At 43.7% G+C, this 16,808-nt stretch carries 19 protein-coding genes; 8 read left to right on the forward strand and 11 right to left on the reverse strand.

Annotated elements, in window-relative coordinates; genetic code table 11:
• From ACRC32_RS09370 to ACRC32_RS09380, 3 genes are all read right to left on the reverse strand, one after another.
• Positions 1–623 (reverse strand): FAD-dependent oxidoreductase (locus ACRC32_RS09370; protein WP_438553709.1); only part of this gene is annotated, 623 nt, incomplete at its 3' end.
• A 516-nt stretch (positions 624–1,139) separates the two neighbouring features.
• Positions 1,140–1,382 carry a hypothetical protein gene (locus tag ACRC32_RS09375; RefSeq protein WP_438553710.1) on the reverse strand — a complete coding sequence of 81 codons (243 nt, stop codon included), beginning with the start codon at positions 1,380–1,382 and terminating at the stop codon, positions 1,140–1,142.
• A gap of 20 nt (positions 1,383–1,402) precedes the next feature.
• Complete coding sequence (locus tag ACRC32_RS09380) at positions 1,403–1,834, reverse strand: FAD-dependent oxidoreductase (RefSeq protein ID WP_438553711.1); 432 nt, start codon at positions 1,832–1,834, stop codon at positions 1,403–1,405.
• Between the two features lie 388 nt (positions 1,835–2,222).
• On the opposite strand from ACRC32_RS09380, the gene ACRC32_RS09385 reads away from it, so the two are divergent.
• The 4 genes from ACRC32_RS09385 to ACRC32_RS09400 all read left to right on the forward strand — a co-directional run bounded on the left by ACRC32_RS09385 (position 2,223) and on the right by ACRC32_RS09400 (position 6,138).
• Positions 2,223–3,935: a dipeptide ABC transporter ATP-binding protein gene (locus ACRC32_RS09385; protein ID WP_438553712.1), complete on the forward strand. Its 1,713-nt coding sequence runs from the start codon at positions 2,223–2,225 to the stop codon at positions 3,933–3,935.
• A 60-nt stretch (positions 3,936–3,995) separates the two neighbouring features.
• Positions 3,996–4,535, forward strand: coding sequence for a GNAT family N-acetyltransferase (locus ACRC32_RS09390; RefSeq protein ID WP_438553723.1), 540 nt, complete (start codon positions 3,996–3,998; stop codon positions 4,533–4,535).
• Positions 4,536–4,700: 165 nt separating this feature from the next.
• The gene (locus ACRC32_RS09395; RefSeq protein ID WP_438553713.1) at positions 4,701–5,756 is read left to right on the forward strand and encodes a fatty acid desaturase; all 1,056 of its coding nucleotides are present in this window, start codon (positions 4,701–4,703) and stop codon (positions 5,754–5,756) included.
• A gap of 244 nt (positions 5,757–6,000) precedes the next feature.
• On the forward strand, positions 6,001–6,138 hold the full coding sequence (locus ACRC32_RS09400; protein ID WP_039714828.1) for a photosystem II reaction center protein K: 138 nt from the start codon (positions 6,001–6,003) through the stop codon (positions 6,136–6,138).
• 127 nt (positions 6,139–6,265) lie between these two features.
• On the opposite strand, the gene ACRC32_RS09405 is transcribed toward ACRC32_RS09400, so the two are convergent.
• On the reverse strand, positions 6,266–6,829 hold the full coding sequence (locus ACRC32_RS09405; protein WP_438553714.1) for a glutathione S-transferase family protein: 564 nt from the start codon (positions 6,827–6,829) through the stop codon (positions 6,266–6,268).
• Positions 6,830–6,866: 37 nt separating this feature from the next.
• Positions 6,867–7,331, reverse strand: a complete 465-nt coding sequence (locus ACRC32_RS09410) for a hypothetical protein (RefSeq protein WP_438553715.1) — start codon at positions 7,329–7,331, stop codon at positions 6,867–6,869.
• Positions 7,332–7,438: 107 nt separating this feature from the next.
• Here ACRC32_RS09410 and ACRC32_RS09415 point away from each other — a divergent pair, with 107 nt between their 5' ends.
• Together ACRC32_RS09415 and ACRC32_RS09420 are read left to right on the forward strand one after the other, a co-directional pair.
• A complete protein-coding gene (locus tag ACRC32_RS09415; protein ID WP_438553716.1) occupies positions 7,439–7,561 on the forward strand; it encodes a hypothetical protein in 123 nt (40 codons plus the stop codon).
• Positions 7,562–7,787: 226 nt separating this feature from the next.
• Positions 7,788–8,513 carry a tetratricopeptide repeat protein gene (locus ACRC32_RS09420; RefSeq protein WP_438553717.1) on the forward strand — a complete coding sequence of 242 codons (726 nt, stop codon included), beginning with the start codon at positions 7,788–7,790 and terminating at the stop codon, positions 8,511–8,513.
• 36 nt (positions 8,514–8,549) lie between these two features.
• Here ACRC32_RS09420 and ACRC32_RS09425 read toward each other — a convergent pair whose 3' ends face one another.
• Together ACRC32_RS09425 and psaM are read right to left on the reverse strand one after the other, a co-directional pair.
• Positions 8,550–8,936, reverse strand: coding sequence for a hypothetical protein (locus ACRC32_RS09425; protein ID WP_438553718.1), 387 nt, complete (start codon positions 8,934–8,936; stop codon positions 8,550–8,552).
• A 473-nt stretch (positions 8,937–9,409) separates the two neighbouring features.
• Entirely contained in the window at positions 9,410–9,505 is a 96-nt protein-coding gene (psaM, locus tag ACRC32_RS09430) for a photosystem I reaction center subunit XII (RefSeq protein ID WP_132866463.1), read from the reverse strand.
• Between the two features lie 164 nt (positions 9,506–9,669).
• On the opposite strand from psaM, the gene ACRC32_RS09435 reads away from it, so the two are divergent.
• Entirely contained in the window at positions 9,670–10,935 is a 1,266-nt protein-coding gene (locus tag ACRC32_RS09435) for an FGGY-family carbohydrate kinase (protein WP_438553724.1), read from the forward strand.
• 45 nt (positions 10,936–10,980) lie between these two features.
• The gene (locus tag ACRC32_RS09440) at positions 10,981–11,637 is read left to right on the forward strand and encodes a DUF938 domain-containing protein (protein WP_438553719.1); all 657 of its coding nucleotides are present in this window, start codon (positions 10,981–10,983) and stop codon (positions 11,635–11,637) included.
• A 102-nt stretch (positions 11,638–11,739) separates the two neighbouring features.
• On the opposite strand, the gene ACRC32_RS09445 is transcribed toward ACRC32_RS09440, so the two are convergent.
• The 4 genes from ACRC32_RS09445 to ACRC32_RS09460 all read right to left on the reverse strand — a co-directional run.
• Positions 11,740–12,777 carry a glycosyltransferase family 2 protein gene (locus ACRC32_RS09445; RefSeq protein ID WP_438553720.1) on the reverse strand — a complete coding sequence of 346 codons (1,038 nt, stop codon included), beginning with the start codon at positions 12,775–12,777 and terminating at the stop codon, positions 11,740–11,742.
• Between the two features lie 19 nt (positions 12,778–12,796).
• Positions 12,797–14,089, reverse strand: a complete 1,293-nt coding sequence (locus ACRC32_RS09450) for a glycosyltransferase (RefSeq protein ID WP_438553721.1) — start codon at positions 14,087–14,089, stop codon at positions 12,797–12,799.
• Positions 14,090–14,124: 35 nt separating this feature from the next.
• The gene (locus ACRC32_RS09455; protein WP_438553725.1) at positions 14,125–15,417 is read right to left on the reverse strand and encodes a glycosyltransferase; all 1,293 of its coding nucleotides are present in this window, start codon (positions 15,415–15,417) and stop codon (positions 14,125–14,127) included.
• A gap of 47 nt (positions 15,418–15,464) precedes the next feature.
• Positions 15,465–16,808 (reverse strand): histidine phosphatase family protein (locus ACRC32_RS09460; protein ID WP_438553722.1); only part of this gene is annotated, 1,344 nt, incomplete at its 5' end.

The following is a 16,808-nucleotide window of genomic DNA, read 5'->3' on the forward strand; positions in this document are numbered from 1 at the left end:
TGTACTTTTTTGAGGAACTTAACTTTTGTTGACATCATAATGTCAATCGTTTTTTTAGTTTCAATTGAGTTTTGCAAAAACGAGCGAGATAAGGCCTGAAAATCTATTGTGTAACCAGCTTCAGAATATAAAGCTATAATTTCTTCGTCAGGCTTTCTATCTTTAATAACATTAGGTTCAATTGCCTCTATTTCTGGTTTTTGAATTAATTTTAATTGCGGAAATAACGATTGAAATTCTCTATATCTATCTCGCAGTTCTTGAACTTGCTCTACTCCAATAGCTAAGACTAATTTGTGGTACTTGCTATAGCTTTTTTGGCTGGCATCGTTCCTTAAAAGATAGTTTTTGACTAAGGTTGCGGCTCGATTCACTTTTTGAGCTTTTTCTAGAGTATAGTTAGTTTCTATATCGCCAAAATGAAGCGTTTGGCTATTCATTGTTTTATGAGAGTTGCATAAGCCGACTTCTGATTCTTTTTCGACTAAGAGAATCCGCTCTACATTAGTGTACTTACTTAAGCTATACAGCAAAGCAGTTCCAGAAATACCAGCTCCAATGACAGCTACTTCATAAGGAATATTTCCAGATTGCACTGTCTGTTTGTCTCGATCTGATAACATTTCTCAGCCGTTGCGATCGCTCGTCATAATAGTTATTCTTTTATGTTAATTCATGGAGATATATTCGACACTCTACCAAAATGCTGCTATTTGTCATTGGTCATTTGTTAAATAGCTTGATTGTTGAATGACTTGATGCTATAGTCACTCTGAGAGCGCAAACCGATCGCCCAAATGAGAGTACTATAGTCATGCGAGGTATTTAGGAAGGACTCTGGCTCGGCTCGCCCTTGGCTCAACTTCGTCCACTGCCAATAGTTTTACCAGCTTATTTTGTTGCTCAAATCTTAAATTTTGCTTTAACTAGATTCAGAGCGGACGTTTTTTTTGGTAAAGTAATTCATAGAATATTTTTATAATATAAATATTAATAAAAATAGAAATTATAATTATATTCCCATTATAAATATAGTTTTAGATTAGCAGGAAGGCGATCGCAGTGCAAGTACTTTTCTTAATTACGATTGCAATTCGCTATTTTCCTTGAAAAATTTTAGAAAAAGTTGTAGCAATTGTTTATGTTTTGACAAATTGCTCGAAAATTTCGTTGGTCAGCCATTCAGTTGTAGCTTTAAAATTACGTACTGGTGTTGGTAACATCTCTAGATAAACTCCCTGACGGATGAGATGCCCTAACTTGCCCTTGACTTCGTAGCGATCGAAAATTTCTACCACGCTTTCATCTAAACCCAATTTCATCAGGACCCCACGCAGGCGTACATGAGCTGGAGTTAGGGACTCGCCCTCAGATAATGCCATGATATTTTTAGCGATCGCTGCTACTTGTTGGTAGGCAACTTACGCCGTTGCAGGTAAAGGATTCTCCGTTGAATAATGACTACCCGGATTTCTTGTTTGTTACCACCAATTTGAGCATACCAATCGGGTAATAAGTCTGCTAAGGTAGCAGCTAGCTCTACTCCAGAACAACCAGCACCGAAGACAGCAAACGTCAATAGGGTGCGGCGTTGTTTTATATCTTCTGTTTGAGTTACTCTTTGGAGACAATCGCCTAGATGTCTCCCTAACGCGATCGCATCTTCTCCAGTGCGGATCGAAAAAGAATGCTTGCTTGCTCCTTCTACGCCAAAATAATCCGTAGTGCTGCCTAAACCTAAAACTATGTTCTGCAACAGCTCGTCATATCTAGCCCACACCAAATCCGATTTCATTTCCCCACTCAAAAACTCATAGAGTAAGGGTTTAAACATGAAACTTCACTCGCGATCGATCGCCACGATGGGTAGAGAGCAATGCTGATGGCTTAAATGTAGAGCAGTAAATAAACTAGTAAAACCACCACCGAGGATGAGAATAGAACTTTTGGTTTCAGGCATTAGTAGGAATCTTATGTGAGTACAAAATAGATTTAAAAACTAAGCATTAACTCGACTACGACTGAGTTTTTGTTAAAAAAATAACTTTTTTTCTAGCTAACTGTAGTTCAAATAGTTATAAACCAGATATTATCAGTGACCGGTGACCAGTGACCAGTGACCAATTAATTCTCACCTACGACTTACCCATTACCCATGACCAATTCAAAATCCACAATCTAAAAGTTGATTCACCAATAGCTGATAACTGATAACTGATAATATGAGCCAAGCTCTACTTTGTATCGACAATCTCAAAGTCGCCTATCCACACCAAAAAGATAGGGAGACTCTGCAATGGGCTGTCAACGGCGTTTCTCTGACGCTGCAACGGGGCGAACGCCTGGGGCTGGTGGGAGAGTCAGGTTGCGGTAAATCGACTCTAGGGCGGGCTGTAATGCGCCTGTTACCAACCGCCAGTCGCGTGAATGGCAAGGTGATATTTGAGGAGCGATCGGTATTAGATCTCACGCCTACCCAGATGCGGCAATTTCGTGGAGAAGCAGTAGCACTGGTATTTCAAGATCCGATGACGCGCCTCGATCCGCTGATGACGATTGGCAAGCACTGCGTGGAAACTTTAAGGGCGCACCAACCCCAACTCTCAGAACGAGAACTAAGGGATAAGGCGATCGCTACTCTCGCCGCCGTGAATATTCCGGAAAATCGCTGGCATCAATACCCGCATGAATTTAGCGGTGGAATGCGCCAACGGGTGGCGATCGCCCTAGCTTTGATGCTCGATCCCAAACTAATTATTGCCGACGAACCAACAACTAGTTTAGATGTAACCGTAGCGGCGCAAATCTTAAAAGAACTGATGCGCCTATGTCGCGAGCGGGACATGGCTTTGTTATTAATTTCTCACGATCTGGCACTGGTGGGAGAATACTGCGATCGCATTGGCGTAATGCACGATGGAGAATTAGTCGAAACTGGTTCCTCCCAAACAGTATTTCGGCAACCCCAACACGAATACACGCGATCGCTCTTGCAGGCGGCTTTGCATATTCATGGGGAGCAGGGAGCAGGGAGCAGGGAGCAGGGAGTCGGGGGACAAGAGAGCAGAGGGGCAGAGGGAGCAGAGGGGCAGAGGAGCAGGGGAGCAATTACCAATTACCAATTACCAATTCTCAAAATCACCAATCTCAAACAGCATTACAGCTTAGAACGCAATTTTATCGAGCGGTTGTTTAAAGCTGAAGACCAGACAATTAAGGCTGTAGATGGAATAAATTTGGAACTTTTCCCTGGGGAAATCTTGGGATTAGTTGGGGAATCGGGCTGTGGTAAGAGTACTTTATCTAGGACAATATTGCAGTTAGTTCGCCCTACATCAGGAAAAGTAGAGTGGCAAGGCACGGATTTAACTACTTTGTCGCGACAAGATCTACGCCTTTCTCGCCGACAGATGCAAATGATCTTTCAAGATCCCCATGCTTGTCTTAATCCAACAATGACAGTGGGACAGAATATTGCCGAGCCTTTGTTCATTCATCAAATAGCTAATCCTGCAAAAGCAAAAGAGCAGGTCATGGCAATGCTGAAGCGCGTCGGACTAACTCCACTAGAGAATTACTACAGCCGCTATCCTAGCGAACTATCTGGCGGACAACAGCAGCGAGTCGCGATCGCCCGTGCGTTGATTACTCGTCCGCGACTGATAATTTGTGACGAACCTGTCAGTATGCTCGATGCTAGTATCCAAGCTCAGGTACTCGATTTAATGCTGGAATTAAAGCGAGAGTTCGATCTAACTTATTTATTTATTACCCATGACTTATGGGTAGCTCGATTTTTATGCGATCGCATTGCTGTGATGAATAGCGGTCAGATTGTCGAAATCGATACGACTCAAGCTATCTTTAACAATCCTCAGCATCCTTATACCCAAACGCTATTGGCAGCTGCACCTTTATTAGGGAGTGGAGAATAGGGAGTGGGGAGTGGGAAACGCAAGAGTTGTGCGCCCAAGTGGATGAGGGGTGAAGAGGTGATGAGAACGATTCGCGATGCAGTGGTTGCCGATTTGTCAGAAATTGTCGCGATTTATAATGCTGCAATTCCCGACCGATTAGCAACAGCCGATCTAGAACCCGTATCTGTAGAAAGCCGCACGGATTGGTTTTTTGCCCATTCTCCAGCAGAGCGTCCGATTTGGGTACTAGAAATAGATGCAGCTATAGCTGGCTGGCTGAGTTTTCAATCTTTTTATGGACGACCAGCTTATAAAGCAACTGCGGAGGTGAGTATATATGTTGCTCCTAGCTATCGTCGCTGTGGCGTGGGACGACAATTGCTATCTTACGCGATCGAGCAAAGCCCCAGCTTGGAGTTAAAGACTCTATTAGGCTTCATTTTTGCCCATAACCAGCCCAGCATAAAACTATTTGATGCGTTTGGCTTTCAGCGTTGGGGTTATTTACCCCAGGTCGCCAATCTTGACGGTGTAGAGCGCGATTTGATCGTAATGGGAAAGCAAATTCAGTTATCAGTGAAGCAAGGGAGCAGGAAGCAGGGAGCAGGGAGCAGTTAATTTCGACTTCTGACTTACGAATGCGCGACTTCATCCATGATAAATGCCCCTTTTTCTAAGATACTTAAGGTTGATATAATTCCGAAGCAGTTCGATCGCAAAACTATCAGCACGCTATCAACTTAGTGGTGTGTTAGCAATTGGTATCGTTTCTTACAGGTGTTCATGACTACACTGATTCCACAGCCTCAACAACCAACTTATGGTTCCTTCAATACTGAAATACGTCTCAAAGATATCCTCAAAACCATACCTAAGGAGTGCTTTCAACGGGATCGCTTGCAAGCATGGTCGCAGGTATTCATTAATATCTTTATGGTTGTGGTGGGTTATGTAGGTTTAGCGATCGCGCCTTGGTATTTGTTACCCTTTGTTTGGATTTTTACCGGTACAGCGTTGACCGGTTTTTTTGTGATTGCCCACGATTGCGGACATCGTTCGTTTGCTAAACGTCGTTGGGTTAATGATTTGGTAGGGCATACGCTACTATTACCGTTAATTTACCCTTTCCATAGCTGGCGCATCTTACACAATCACCACCACTTACACACTAATAAGATAGGTGAAGACAACGCATGGCAACCCTTTCAACCAGAGTTTTATGCTAGTTTAGGTTCCCTTGGACAATGGGGCTATCGACTGATGCGGGGTGAATTCTGGTGGATGGCTTCTACCTTGCACTGGGGAGCATTACACTTTAACTGGACTCGATTTGAAGGGAAACAGCGCGAACAGGTCAGATTTTCGGCAATGTTAGTCATTGTTTTTGCCGCGATCGCATTTCCGCTACTTTTTGCTACTACTGGTTTCTGGGGAGTCATCAAATTTTGGTTTATTCCTTGGTTGGTTTATCATTTTTGGATGAGTACTTTTACTCTGGTACACCATACAGCAGTAGATATTCCTTTCTATCATCCTCATGAATGGAATGCGGCGCGATCGCAGTTGTCAGGAACTATTCATTGTAATTATCCCCAATGGGTAGAATTTCTCTGCCACGACATTAGCGTCCATATTCCCCACCACATTTCGACTGCAATTCCTTCCTACAAACTGTGGCAAGCTTATCGTAGCTTACAACAAAACTGGGGTGCTTATTTACACCCAGAATCCAACTTTTCTTGGTCTCTAATGCAGGAAATTACATCTCAGTGTCATATCTACGATCCTGACAATTGCTACCAGTCTTGTCAGGAATTTCGTTTAGGGAATAGGAAATAGGGACAAGTCGGTCATTAGTCATTGGTCATTGGTCATTGGTCATTAGAAAGGAGTCAGGAGTCAGGGGTCAGGAGTCAGGAGAAGATAGATACAAACACTCACCTCTCACTCCTCACCCCTCATCCCTCACTGACAACTGCTCCCTGTTCCCTGCTCCCTGTTCCCTGCTCCCTGTTCCCTGACACTGATTCATGTTAAGATGCATGTCAATTCTGAAAGCTGTGTTGAGAAGGAAAATTTAAGTATGGAAGCCGCATTATTGTTAGCAAAACTACCGGAAGCATATTCCATCCTAGATCCTCTAGTTGACGTTCTGCCCTTGATTCCTCTATTTTTCTTGCTGCTAGCTTTTGTTTGGCAAGCGGCTGTTGGCTTTAGATAAGCTAGGGCTAAACGCAGAGCTAACTCTTAATACGTGGAAGCAGGGTAGGCATTGTCTACCCTGCTATTTTTTTCAGATGAATTGTTAAACAAATTTTAATGAGACGGACTTTGAAGGCTACTTTTCTTCACCCACCACGGCGAGAGCCAATTGACTTTTGAAATGCCGGACGTTCGGCGAGTCTTTTGGCATAGCTAACAACTGCTGGATATTCGCTCAGATCTAGCTTTAGCATGATTGGAATGTAACTTAAGATAGAGCCGACCGCGACATCAGCTACGCTAAACTTTTGACCGAGTAAATAAGATTGCTGCTCTAGAATTCGATTAAGAGCAGTCATCAGACGTGGCATTTCGCGATCGCGGTTTGCTTCAACAAAAATTCCTGGTCCCAGTGTGGCATTAGCAAATAAAATCCATTGGCTCAGCTGAGCGCGTTCTTCTAAGGACAGCTCGGCTTTTTCGTACTTGTCGGCAAGATACGCCAGAATTGCACCAGATTCCCACAGTCGAACATCTCCGTCTACAATTGCTGGAACTTTACCAAAGGGGTTGACAGCAAGATATTCGGGCTGGAGATGCTCTCCTGCTTTCATATCCAGCATCACAAATTCATAGGGAACTTCTAGTTCTTCCAGATACCATTGAACGATCGCGGCACGGCTAAAAGCACCACCATAAAGCTTGAGCATATTTTAAAGATTCAAATGCTATTACAAAACTCGACAATCACAAAACTTGATGAGTGTAGGCGTGCTGCTTCACATTATCGTCTTTACTAACAACTCGTTTCATGTTTAGCACGCGCTTGCGTTCTGTGGAATAATTAAAATTTTCGCGAGTTGTGCCGAGAGGAATGAGAGCCTTAGCAACAGTACGGCTCTTGTAAGTACGAGCAGCAGCGATCGCCCGTTGTCCGAAGTCGTCGCTAAATTGGGCTGAGGTGGGAAAACCAGCAGGTATCTGCAATTTATCCCCAGCTAAAACTGTTCCCAGGGTTATAGCGCTAACCAGTTTGTAAGATGTGGGAATACCTTTAGCGATCGCTTCTAAAGCAGCAGAGGGTATCGGCTCGATAATTTCTAGGTCGCGCACTTCTCCATCTTCCTTCACAAAGCAAGTCGCTAGCCCGATCGCAACGTAGTCTTCTGGGGATAGCTCGGGCGCGTTGGCATACACAGTAGCAGTAGTCATAACAAAATTCTCTCAAAAATCCAAACACAGCAGTCACCGTGCTTGCATTTTATCAACTTGTCGAACGTATTGAAGAAAAGGGAGCAGGGAGCAGTGACCAGTGACCAGTGACCAGTGACCAGCGATCGATTAATTCCGAATTCCGTTCACGAAGTGTAGCGGAGCGCGTCTATTCCAAATTCCGAATTCTTTCCACTACACCCCACACCCCTTTCTTCACTGATAACTGATGCCTAATTCCTAAATCTTCTGGAATTTATCTGCGGAAAGATGAATAATCCAGTATGAAGTGAGAATCATAGAGTGTGAGCATCGACTTGGGCGCTACTAATGCCTGACATAACATAAATCTAGGCTAAGACACCTAAGTAAGTGCCACAAAGATACACCAGATAGAGTCTAGATAATTATAAGTTTATTTTATAGAGCTTGTGGCTCAACAGCCCAGCAACCATCATGAGAAGCCAATCGTTAGAAGCAGAAAAAAAGAATCGGAAATGCCGTCATCAACGTAATACTAGTGGCATAGCTAATCAGTCGCCAATAGCCTCCAAAAACAGTAAACGGCAACCAGAACTAGCCTTATCCGATACATACTTACGTGCATGTGCTGCGGAGAAATCGCAGCAGGGAAACTATGCCGACGCGATCGCGTTGTTGAGCCAACTGCTTTATCGCTGCCCTGGAAATGCGATTGACTACAACAATCGGGGATTAGTATACTTCCAGGCTGGTCAACTCCAACAGGCGATCGCTGACTACGAGCGCGCACTAGAACTGAATCCGAATTTAGCAAAAGCTTATAACAATCGAGCTAACTACCACGCTGCCTGTGGAAATTTCCTCGCTGCATTGGCTGACTACGATCGCGCCCTGGATCTCAATCCTAGCTACGTGCGGGCGTTACTCAACCGAGGCATTACTCTGCGCGATTTGGAACGCTACGAAGAGGCAATTGAAAGTTTCGATCTGGCACTGTTACTAGGACAGCTAGAAGGACATATTTATGCCGAACGCGGTCGGACTTATCATTTATGGGGTGATTGGAACTGCTGCATATCTGATTATCGCCGTGCTTTACAGCTTCTACCACAGCACAACAGCTCCAATGCCGATTCCGCTATGCGTTTACACGCTCAGGTCGAAACTTGGTTAAATCAATTATTAACGATTGACAATTAGCGGTAATGCTGGCTGCTAATTGCCGGTTGCTAATTGCTATCTAGATTTGTCGAGGAAGTAAACTTGGCGCTGTCCTGGTTCAATTAAATTATTTTGCTCTTTCATCAAAGAATAGCTTTGACGGGGATCGAAGTAGTGGTTGAGATCTTGACGCAGATGACCGACGCGCTGTTCTATCTGCTTGACTTCGGTATTAATTGCTTTCGATTTTTGCTGCTGCGACCAAAGATAAGGTGCTAACTGCGCCAAACCATACAGCGTTATAGCAGAAATGGCACAGTTAGCAAATAGTTTTGCAGTGTTTTCTAAAACTAACGTGCGATTGGGATGGCGCTGCTGGCGCTGTACGGTTTTTCTACGGCGATCCTGGCGGCGAGTCTTTTGCGGCTGTAGAGGTGGTCTAGACGGTTGAATGGCGTTCATAATTGCTCAAAAGGGGCGATTAAACAACTAGTCTTATACAGTCTGTGGATTGGGCTTTTTGTTTACTCTGATACAAAGTTTACTCTGATGCAAAGAATCCCCAAAACCTTACTCTCACTCTGCTCTAGCTCCCAACCGTAGTTTTACGCAAACGTAGCCAAAACTGTTTACCATCGCACAATTAAGACTAGTGAATATACGGTAAATCAACGGGGAGGACTCTCGGAGGTCAGCAGCCGATCGTTGTAGAGCAACTGGCGATCGCGAAACGGGATTTTGCTAGTTGGTAGATGTTATGCAATCGAAGCTCGATTCAAACTGATTTAAATGATTTGAGATTGGGTTTTGAGTCGAGGAGCGATCCCCTGACTCAAAACTCAACTTGGAAGCAGTTGAACTATAAGTGTTTGTTCAGGTAACAAACTAGTACTCTCTGCCTCACAATGTCATAGTTAACAAATGTACCTAAATTTCTACTTATACAGTTCGGTAGCTAGCCGAAAAGCTAGTAGACCAGGTAGTAACGCTACTACGAGAGCAACGTAAACTTGAGTATCTGATATATTCATTAAAAAGCCTCCTAGTCACAAAGTATTCTTACCAGATAGTTTCATAATTTCAAATGAATTCCCTCATCAGGGGAATAGCTTGTTACAACTCTACACAAAATTCTGTTGAATATTGAAAAGTTGGTAGTCATGATAACTATTCCCTGCTCCCTCCTCCCTAACAACTGATGATTTCTCTGGGAATCGATTTTGGGACTTCTGGCGCTAGAACCGTGGCGATCGATGCCACAGGCAAGACTCTGGCAGAAGCCAAGCATACTTTTACAGGGGCAGAATTAGCAACTGCACCCGCTCAATGGCAGACAGGCTTGTTTTGCTTACTAGAGCAACTGCCCTTAGAACTACGGCAGAAAATAGAGGCGATCGCGATTGATGGGACTTCTTCGACCGTCTTACTGTGTGACGCGACGGGCAATCCAATTGTTGCCCCACTACTCTATAACGACGATCGCGGCATTGCCGTCATGGACAAACTACGCGCGATCGCTCCTCCCCATCACGTTGCGATCGGCGCTACATCCAGTTTGGCAAAGTTGTTGTGGTGGCAAAAAGCTTGTAGGGGCGCACAGATGTGCGCCCCTACAAAAATATATTTCCTACACCAAGCCGACTGGTTGGGTTTTTTATTACACGGACAGCTAGGCATGAGCGACTATCATAACGCTCTGAAGTTGGGATATGACGTGGAACGGTTGTGCTATCCTGACTGGTTGTTGAAGTTGCCTGCACTGCCAAATTTGCCCCAGGTACTTACTCCTGGCGCGCCTGTAGGAGAGGTGACGGTAGAGGTGCGATCGCGGTTGGGGTTGCCGCAAGGCTGCGTGGTACGAGCTGGGACAACAGATAGTATTGCTGCGTTTCTAGCTAGTGGAGCAAACTCCCCTGGAGAAGCAGTGACATCATTGGGTTCGACCTTGGTACTCAAATTACTCAGTCAGACGCGGGTGGAGGATGCCCGATCTGGAATTTACAGCCATCGACTGGGCGATTTGTGGTTGACTGGTGGGGCTTCTAATACTGGTGGAGCTGTGTTACGGCACTTTTTTACAGATGCAGAGTTAGAAACACTGAGCAGTCAGATCGATCCTAATTACAAAAGTCCCCTAGATTACTATCCTTTACTCAAAGCAGGCGATCGCTTCCCAATTAACGATCCTCATTTACCACCGCGACTAGAACCTCGTCCAGAAAATCCAGTTGAGTTTCTACACGGATTATTGGAGAGTATGGCACGGATCGAAGCACGGGGATATCAATTATTGCAGCAGCTCGGAGTAACCCCTTTGAGATGCGTCTACACAGCTGGAGGCGGGGCGAAAAATGCCGTTTGGAGCCAAATTCGAGCTAGACATTTAGGCGTGCCTGTGGCGCAGTCAGCGCACGCGGAAGCGGCTTATGGTACGGCATTGTTAGCACAGATGTCATGCTGAAATAATTAATGCTGTTAATAGTAGCGATCGCCCCCCATAACCTGCATGAACGATTCAAGTAGCCGACGACAGTACGCCCCTGCTACCCAACGCAACCGCGAGCCGATTCTGGAAGTGCTGCTGCAAGTTTTGCCTTCTACAGGTACGGTTTTAGAGGTTTCCAGTGGTACAGGAGAACATGCAGTTTATTTCGCCTCTCGCCTTCACCCGCGTAATTGGATTCCATCCGATCCAAATCCTTTAGCACGAGAGAGTATTGCAGCATGGCGAGAATCTTGTCCGACAGATAATTTGTATCCACCACTGGCGTTAGATGCTAGCGATCCGGTTTGGGTAGTAGAAGGGGACGAACTGCCAGAATCTTTACATGGTATAGATTTTCAGCGCAATCCAATTATTGCGATCGCCAACATTAACATGGTTCACATTGCCCCTTGGTCGGCTTGTCTGGGATTGATGGCAGGAGCAAGGCGAATTTTGCCACCAGGGGGTATTTTGTACTTGTATGGACCCTTCAAGCAGGCGGGTCAGCATACTGCACCCAGCAATGCTGCTTTTGATGAAAGTTTACAGGCACAAAATCCAGAATGGGGCGTGCGCAATTTGGATGATGTTGTCGCAGTTGCACGCAGCGAAAATCTTTCCCTAGTTACGACTTATGCCATGCCAGCTAATAATCTTTCGGTAATTTTTCAGGCGTGAATTAGTGTTAGGGAGCAGGGAGTAGGGAGCAGGGAGGCAGAGGGGCAGAGGGGCAGAGGGGCAGAGGGGCAACTACCACCAATTACCCATTACCAATTTTATTCACGCTTTAGCTAACTCTGGTGTCACAGTTACTTTCTGAATTGGTGGTAGCTCCAGTTTGCGTTGTGGCAGCATTTTGGCATAGCGATCGCTCAGATAATGGTTGAATTTCCGGTCGAGTTTTTTCATGGTTCTCTTCAACGGCTTATTCTCAAATCCAAAACTTACCTGACGCACGAAGGGTTTAATAATTGTGGCAATGCGTCTGACTCCCAATTTTTTATACTTAGTTTGGAAATAACCGTCTTCCGATAAATTCCACTTCTCGCGTAGGCGTTGTAAACTGCCTAAAGTCCAAGCGTCACTCCAACGCAGCATATAAAAATGCAAATCCGTCCATTCTAGAGGTGGACCTGGTACGTAGGTGACTAAACTATCTGGCTCAAAATAGACCGTACCTCCCACTTGTGCTACAGTCATGCAAAAGTCGAGGTGTTCCTTGGTGTTGAGCATAGCTTCATCAAGATAGCCAATGCGATCGAAGATTTCTCTACGGACTAAAGTGCAATGAAATTCTGCTAATTCAGTTTGAGTCCGCTTCAATTGAGGACGCAACTCCACCGCGTTATGACCTTGTTTGTACATTTTTTCGCGTAGATGTCGTCTACCTTTCACATCAGTAACAACGCGGCTTTCTCCACCTGCAAAGTGAACCCTTTGGTGGATAGGTTGCTTTTCACACATTAAAGGACCAACTACAGTTGCTTCTGTTTCCTCAGCGCAATTAACTAAAGCTGTTAACCAGCCTGGAGAAACTATGACATCGTTATCAACAAAAACCAAATATTTAGTATCGACACGACTTAAACCAATGTTACGTGCATGATTGGGAGAAAGATAGTAATTTGTGCGAATAATTTCAAATTGCTTTTCTTGGGCTTGAGCTTCTAGATATTGTCGTACTTTTGCTGGAGAATTTCCATCAACATAAATTAACTTGAAGGGAAAATCTGTGTGTGCGTAAATGCTTTCTAAAGATGCCTGAGTACAGCTAAAACGCTCGCGAGGTACAACAACGATTGTCACTATAGGTTTCATTACGCTCTATTCCTCCATTCTAACGATTTGTCGTGACTGCCAATTTGCGTTTCGTTACAGTTTTTTTGGGTAAGTTTGAATCTAATACTTGTTGATAAATTTCAATTAATTCATCGTTTAGCTTGTCCATATCATATTTTGCTTCTACCTGCGCTCGACCAGATAAACCCATTTGTTGCCAAAGTTCTGAATGTTCAATTAGGTAGTTTAATTTTTGAGCGATCGCCTCAACATCTCGTTCTGGAACTAAAAACCCAGATACGCCATCTTCCACTAATTCTGGAATGCCACCATGTAAAGTACTAATAACAGGTAAACCCATTGCCATTGCTTCTTTTAATGTATTGACTGGTGCATCCTGATTACCATCAGCTCCGGTCACGCTAGGAGCCAGAAAAATATGACAAGTATCGAGAATTTCTACAATTTCTTTTTGTTGTTTCCAGCCTAATATTTTGACAATATTATCTACATTCAATCCAGTAATTAATTGCTCTAAGTCTGCTTTTAGCTCTCCATCACCAATGATGTAGTATTCAATATTTGGATAAGTTTGAGCGACTTTGGCAACTGCGGCGATCGCATACTCAATTCCTTTTTTTTCTACTAAACGTCCAGTGGTCACAATTTTCACTTTGCCATCAGCAGGAAAAAATCGAGGTTGGTAAGCAAACTTACTACAATCAATTCCCGAACCGTGGACGTGAATTTTGTCTGAATCGCATCCTAAAGTAACTGCCTTATTTTTAAAAAACTCACAGTTAGCCAAGAAAAAATCTGTTTCTTGAAAGACTTCTTGATAAACGCGATCGCCCCACTTGGGTAAGAATTTACTAATATCTGCACCTCGAAACGTGGAGATTAATTTTCCTTCAATTAATCCGAGTTGACGAAACCACACACCAAACACTCCCAAAGTACTAAATTGACAGTGAATGACATCGTACGATTTCTTACTAAGAAATGGTATCGCTCGATAAAGTAGCTTCAGCGATTTTGCTTGACTCAAATATCGAGAGGTATTCAATAATTGCCAGCACACCAAAGGATTTTTGTAGAAATTAAGCGCTAGTAAACTCAACCCTTTCAGCCAACGCCATAGCTCGTTATCCGGTCGATTTGGTGCGTAAAAAGTTCGTTCTAATAGTTGATATTGTTCGACTAAAGGATGCACTTTAGATAGATCTTTGGGAGCGCCATCTAGGGAATAAATATCAACTTCATGACCGCGCTCGATCGCGCCAACAATTTGATTGAGAATAAATGGCTCTGATAGAACAGGAAACCGAGCGACAAAAAAGGCGATTTTCATATTTCGTAAAAGTTTTCTTTTGTAAAAATTTCGCTCTAAACATGCATTAATTTTTGAAGGTTCTGGATTGAAGTTTTGCGATTTAATTTTTCATCTAACATTTGCTCGTAAATTGCCACTAACTCATCGTTCAATTTGTTCATATCGTATTTCGCTTCTACTCGCTCTCGACCAGCTTTTCCCATAATTTGCCAAACTTCAGGATGTTCGATCAGAAATTCGAGTTTTGTCGCGATCGCATCAACATCGCGCTCTGGAACCAAGAATCCAGATATACCATTTTGAACCAGTTCGGGAATGCCACCATGCCTAGTACTAATAACAGGCAAACCCATTGCCATTGCTTCTTTTAAAGTATTGACTGGTGCATCCTGATTGCCGTCAGATGCCGTGACGCTAGGAGCCATAAAAATATGGCACTCATTGAGAATTTCGATAATTTCTTTTTGCTGCTTCCAACCTAGTAATTTAACGACATGACCGACATTTAATTCGATGATTAATTGCTCGAAGTAGGCTTTTAAGTCACCGTCACCAATAATATTGTATTCAAGATTCGAGTAGGTTTTGACTAACTTAGCAATAGCACGAATACCATATTCTATTCCTTTCTTTTCGACTAAGCGTCCTGTGGTGACAATTTTGATTTTTCCGTCAGTGGGAAAATGACGCGGCTTAAAAGTAAACTTACTACAATCTAATCCCGAGCCATGAACGATAATTCTTGTTGGATCGCAACCTAGATTTATAGCGCGATCGCGAAAAAATTCGCAATTTGCTAAGAAAAACTCACCTTCTCTAAAGAGTCGATCGTAGACATCAATACCGTTCTCTTGAACGTATTTACTAATATCAATTCCGCGAAATGTGGTAATTAACTTACCTTGAATAATATTAGCGTCGCGATAAGCAAGAGCAATTGGTGCTAGCGTACCGAATTGACAATGGATAATGTCATACGACCCATCTTGAAGTAACGCGACAGTTCTGTAAAAAGATTTTAACGTTGCGACTTCTGCATCATATTTACCAGGCTGAAAAAATTGTAACGTTTTCCAAGAACCTCGATTCAGATTCTTCAGAAATAAACCTAATCCTTTAATCAAACGAGGAAAAAACTTTTCTGGTACTGTTGGCGGAAAATAAGTACGTTTCATTAACTGGTATTCTTCAACTACAGGATGTATTTTACCCGTGTAGTTTTTAGGCAATCCATTAACTGGATGAATGCGGACATCGTGACCGCGATCGAGCAAGCCAGTAATTTGATTCAGAATAAAGGCTTCTGATAAAATTGGAAAGCGCCAAACAATGAATGCAATTTTCATGGTTTTGTCATTTGTCATTGGTTATTTGTGAATTGAGTATGTTTCGATTAAAAAGTGATTTTCGTGGGCAGTTCCCACCCTACGTCTGATTTGTGAATCAAGTCATTATGAGTAGTTAAAATATTCATTGCCTGTAAAATTGGCGGATGGCGATCGCCCGGGTATTGCAAACAACTTATCGTTCCTTTTTTAACTAATACTCGTTCAGAAATATTTGAACTTATGCCAAAAATATGACCGATTAAACGAGCGATCGTTTCTTCGCTTGCCATAACTAAACCAGTCGTCAACTGCTTGGAATTAGCTATATTTCTTCTACCAATGACTGCTTGCCAAGCTTCGGGAATATCTTCTCGCAATACCTCAAACTGTACTGTTTCTGGATGGTGTTGCAGAATTTGTTGCACCGTAATGTGGTAGGAGTCAAGTATGCTATTGAGGCTAAAGTCAATTCGCACTTGTTTGAGAAACCTAGCTATGTTTTGAGTTTGTGCTGCATTTGTCCCAGAAGGTACGAGCAACAGCCGTAAACCTTGACCCCCTTCTTGAGGCTTGGGTAAATGTTCTCCTACATGAGAATTTAAATTCATTGCTTCCAATTGTCCTGACTCCAGAGAACCGTCAGGAAAATTGAGAACGCTGATGCCGCAGTTAGACTGCTGAATGCAATGATAGCGATCGGGTTTAATTCCCAAAGCCGTGCTTATCAAGGCGCGGTTGGTTCCGCCATGAGTCACGAGTAAAACGCTTTGTCCCCTATGGCGCGGTAATATTTCTTGCCAAAACTCTCGCACCCTTTGATATAAATCTAGGGCAGGAAAGAATTTTAGTGGTCGGTTGACTGTTGACGCTGGCGCTACACTGCGTGAAGACAGTTGACAGCGATCGGTGACTAGTGACTGGTGGCTAGTGGCTAAAATTGCTCCCCCAGCTTCCCCAGCTCTCTTCTCCCCTTGTCTCCCTTGTCTTCCTACTGTCTCACCGACAGCATGTAACTCCATCTCCAACAAATGGGGGTGTTGTTTCCAAAGGCGATATTCCTTAGCGAAGTTTTCGCGCACGTATTGAAATGACAACCCTTGCCATGCCGGAAGATTGGTTTCGCGTAACTTGTTCGTTACCCTTAATTGGACAAGGGGGGATATGACTCTCAAAATTTCTTGGGCGGTTTCCTGCGCTCGTTTCAAGGAACTGGAGTAGATGGCATCAAATACCACTCCTTTAAGAAAATCGCCAGTTAAACGCGCGTCGCTGCGCCCTACTTCAGTTAATACTGACTCATCGCTGCTACCTTGATAGAGACCGAGGGCATTGTAAGTACTCTGCCCGTGGCGTACTAAGATAACGCGGGTTGCTCGATCTTCCTCATGCTTCGATCGCATAAGTATCTC

It is taken from the genome of Chroococcidiopsis sp. (assembly GCF_051657925.1).
Classification (GTDB): Bacteria; Cyanobacteriota; Cyanobacteriia; order Cyanobacteriales; family Chroococcidiopsidaceae; genus Chroococcidiopsis.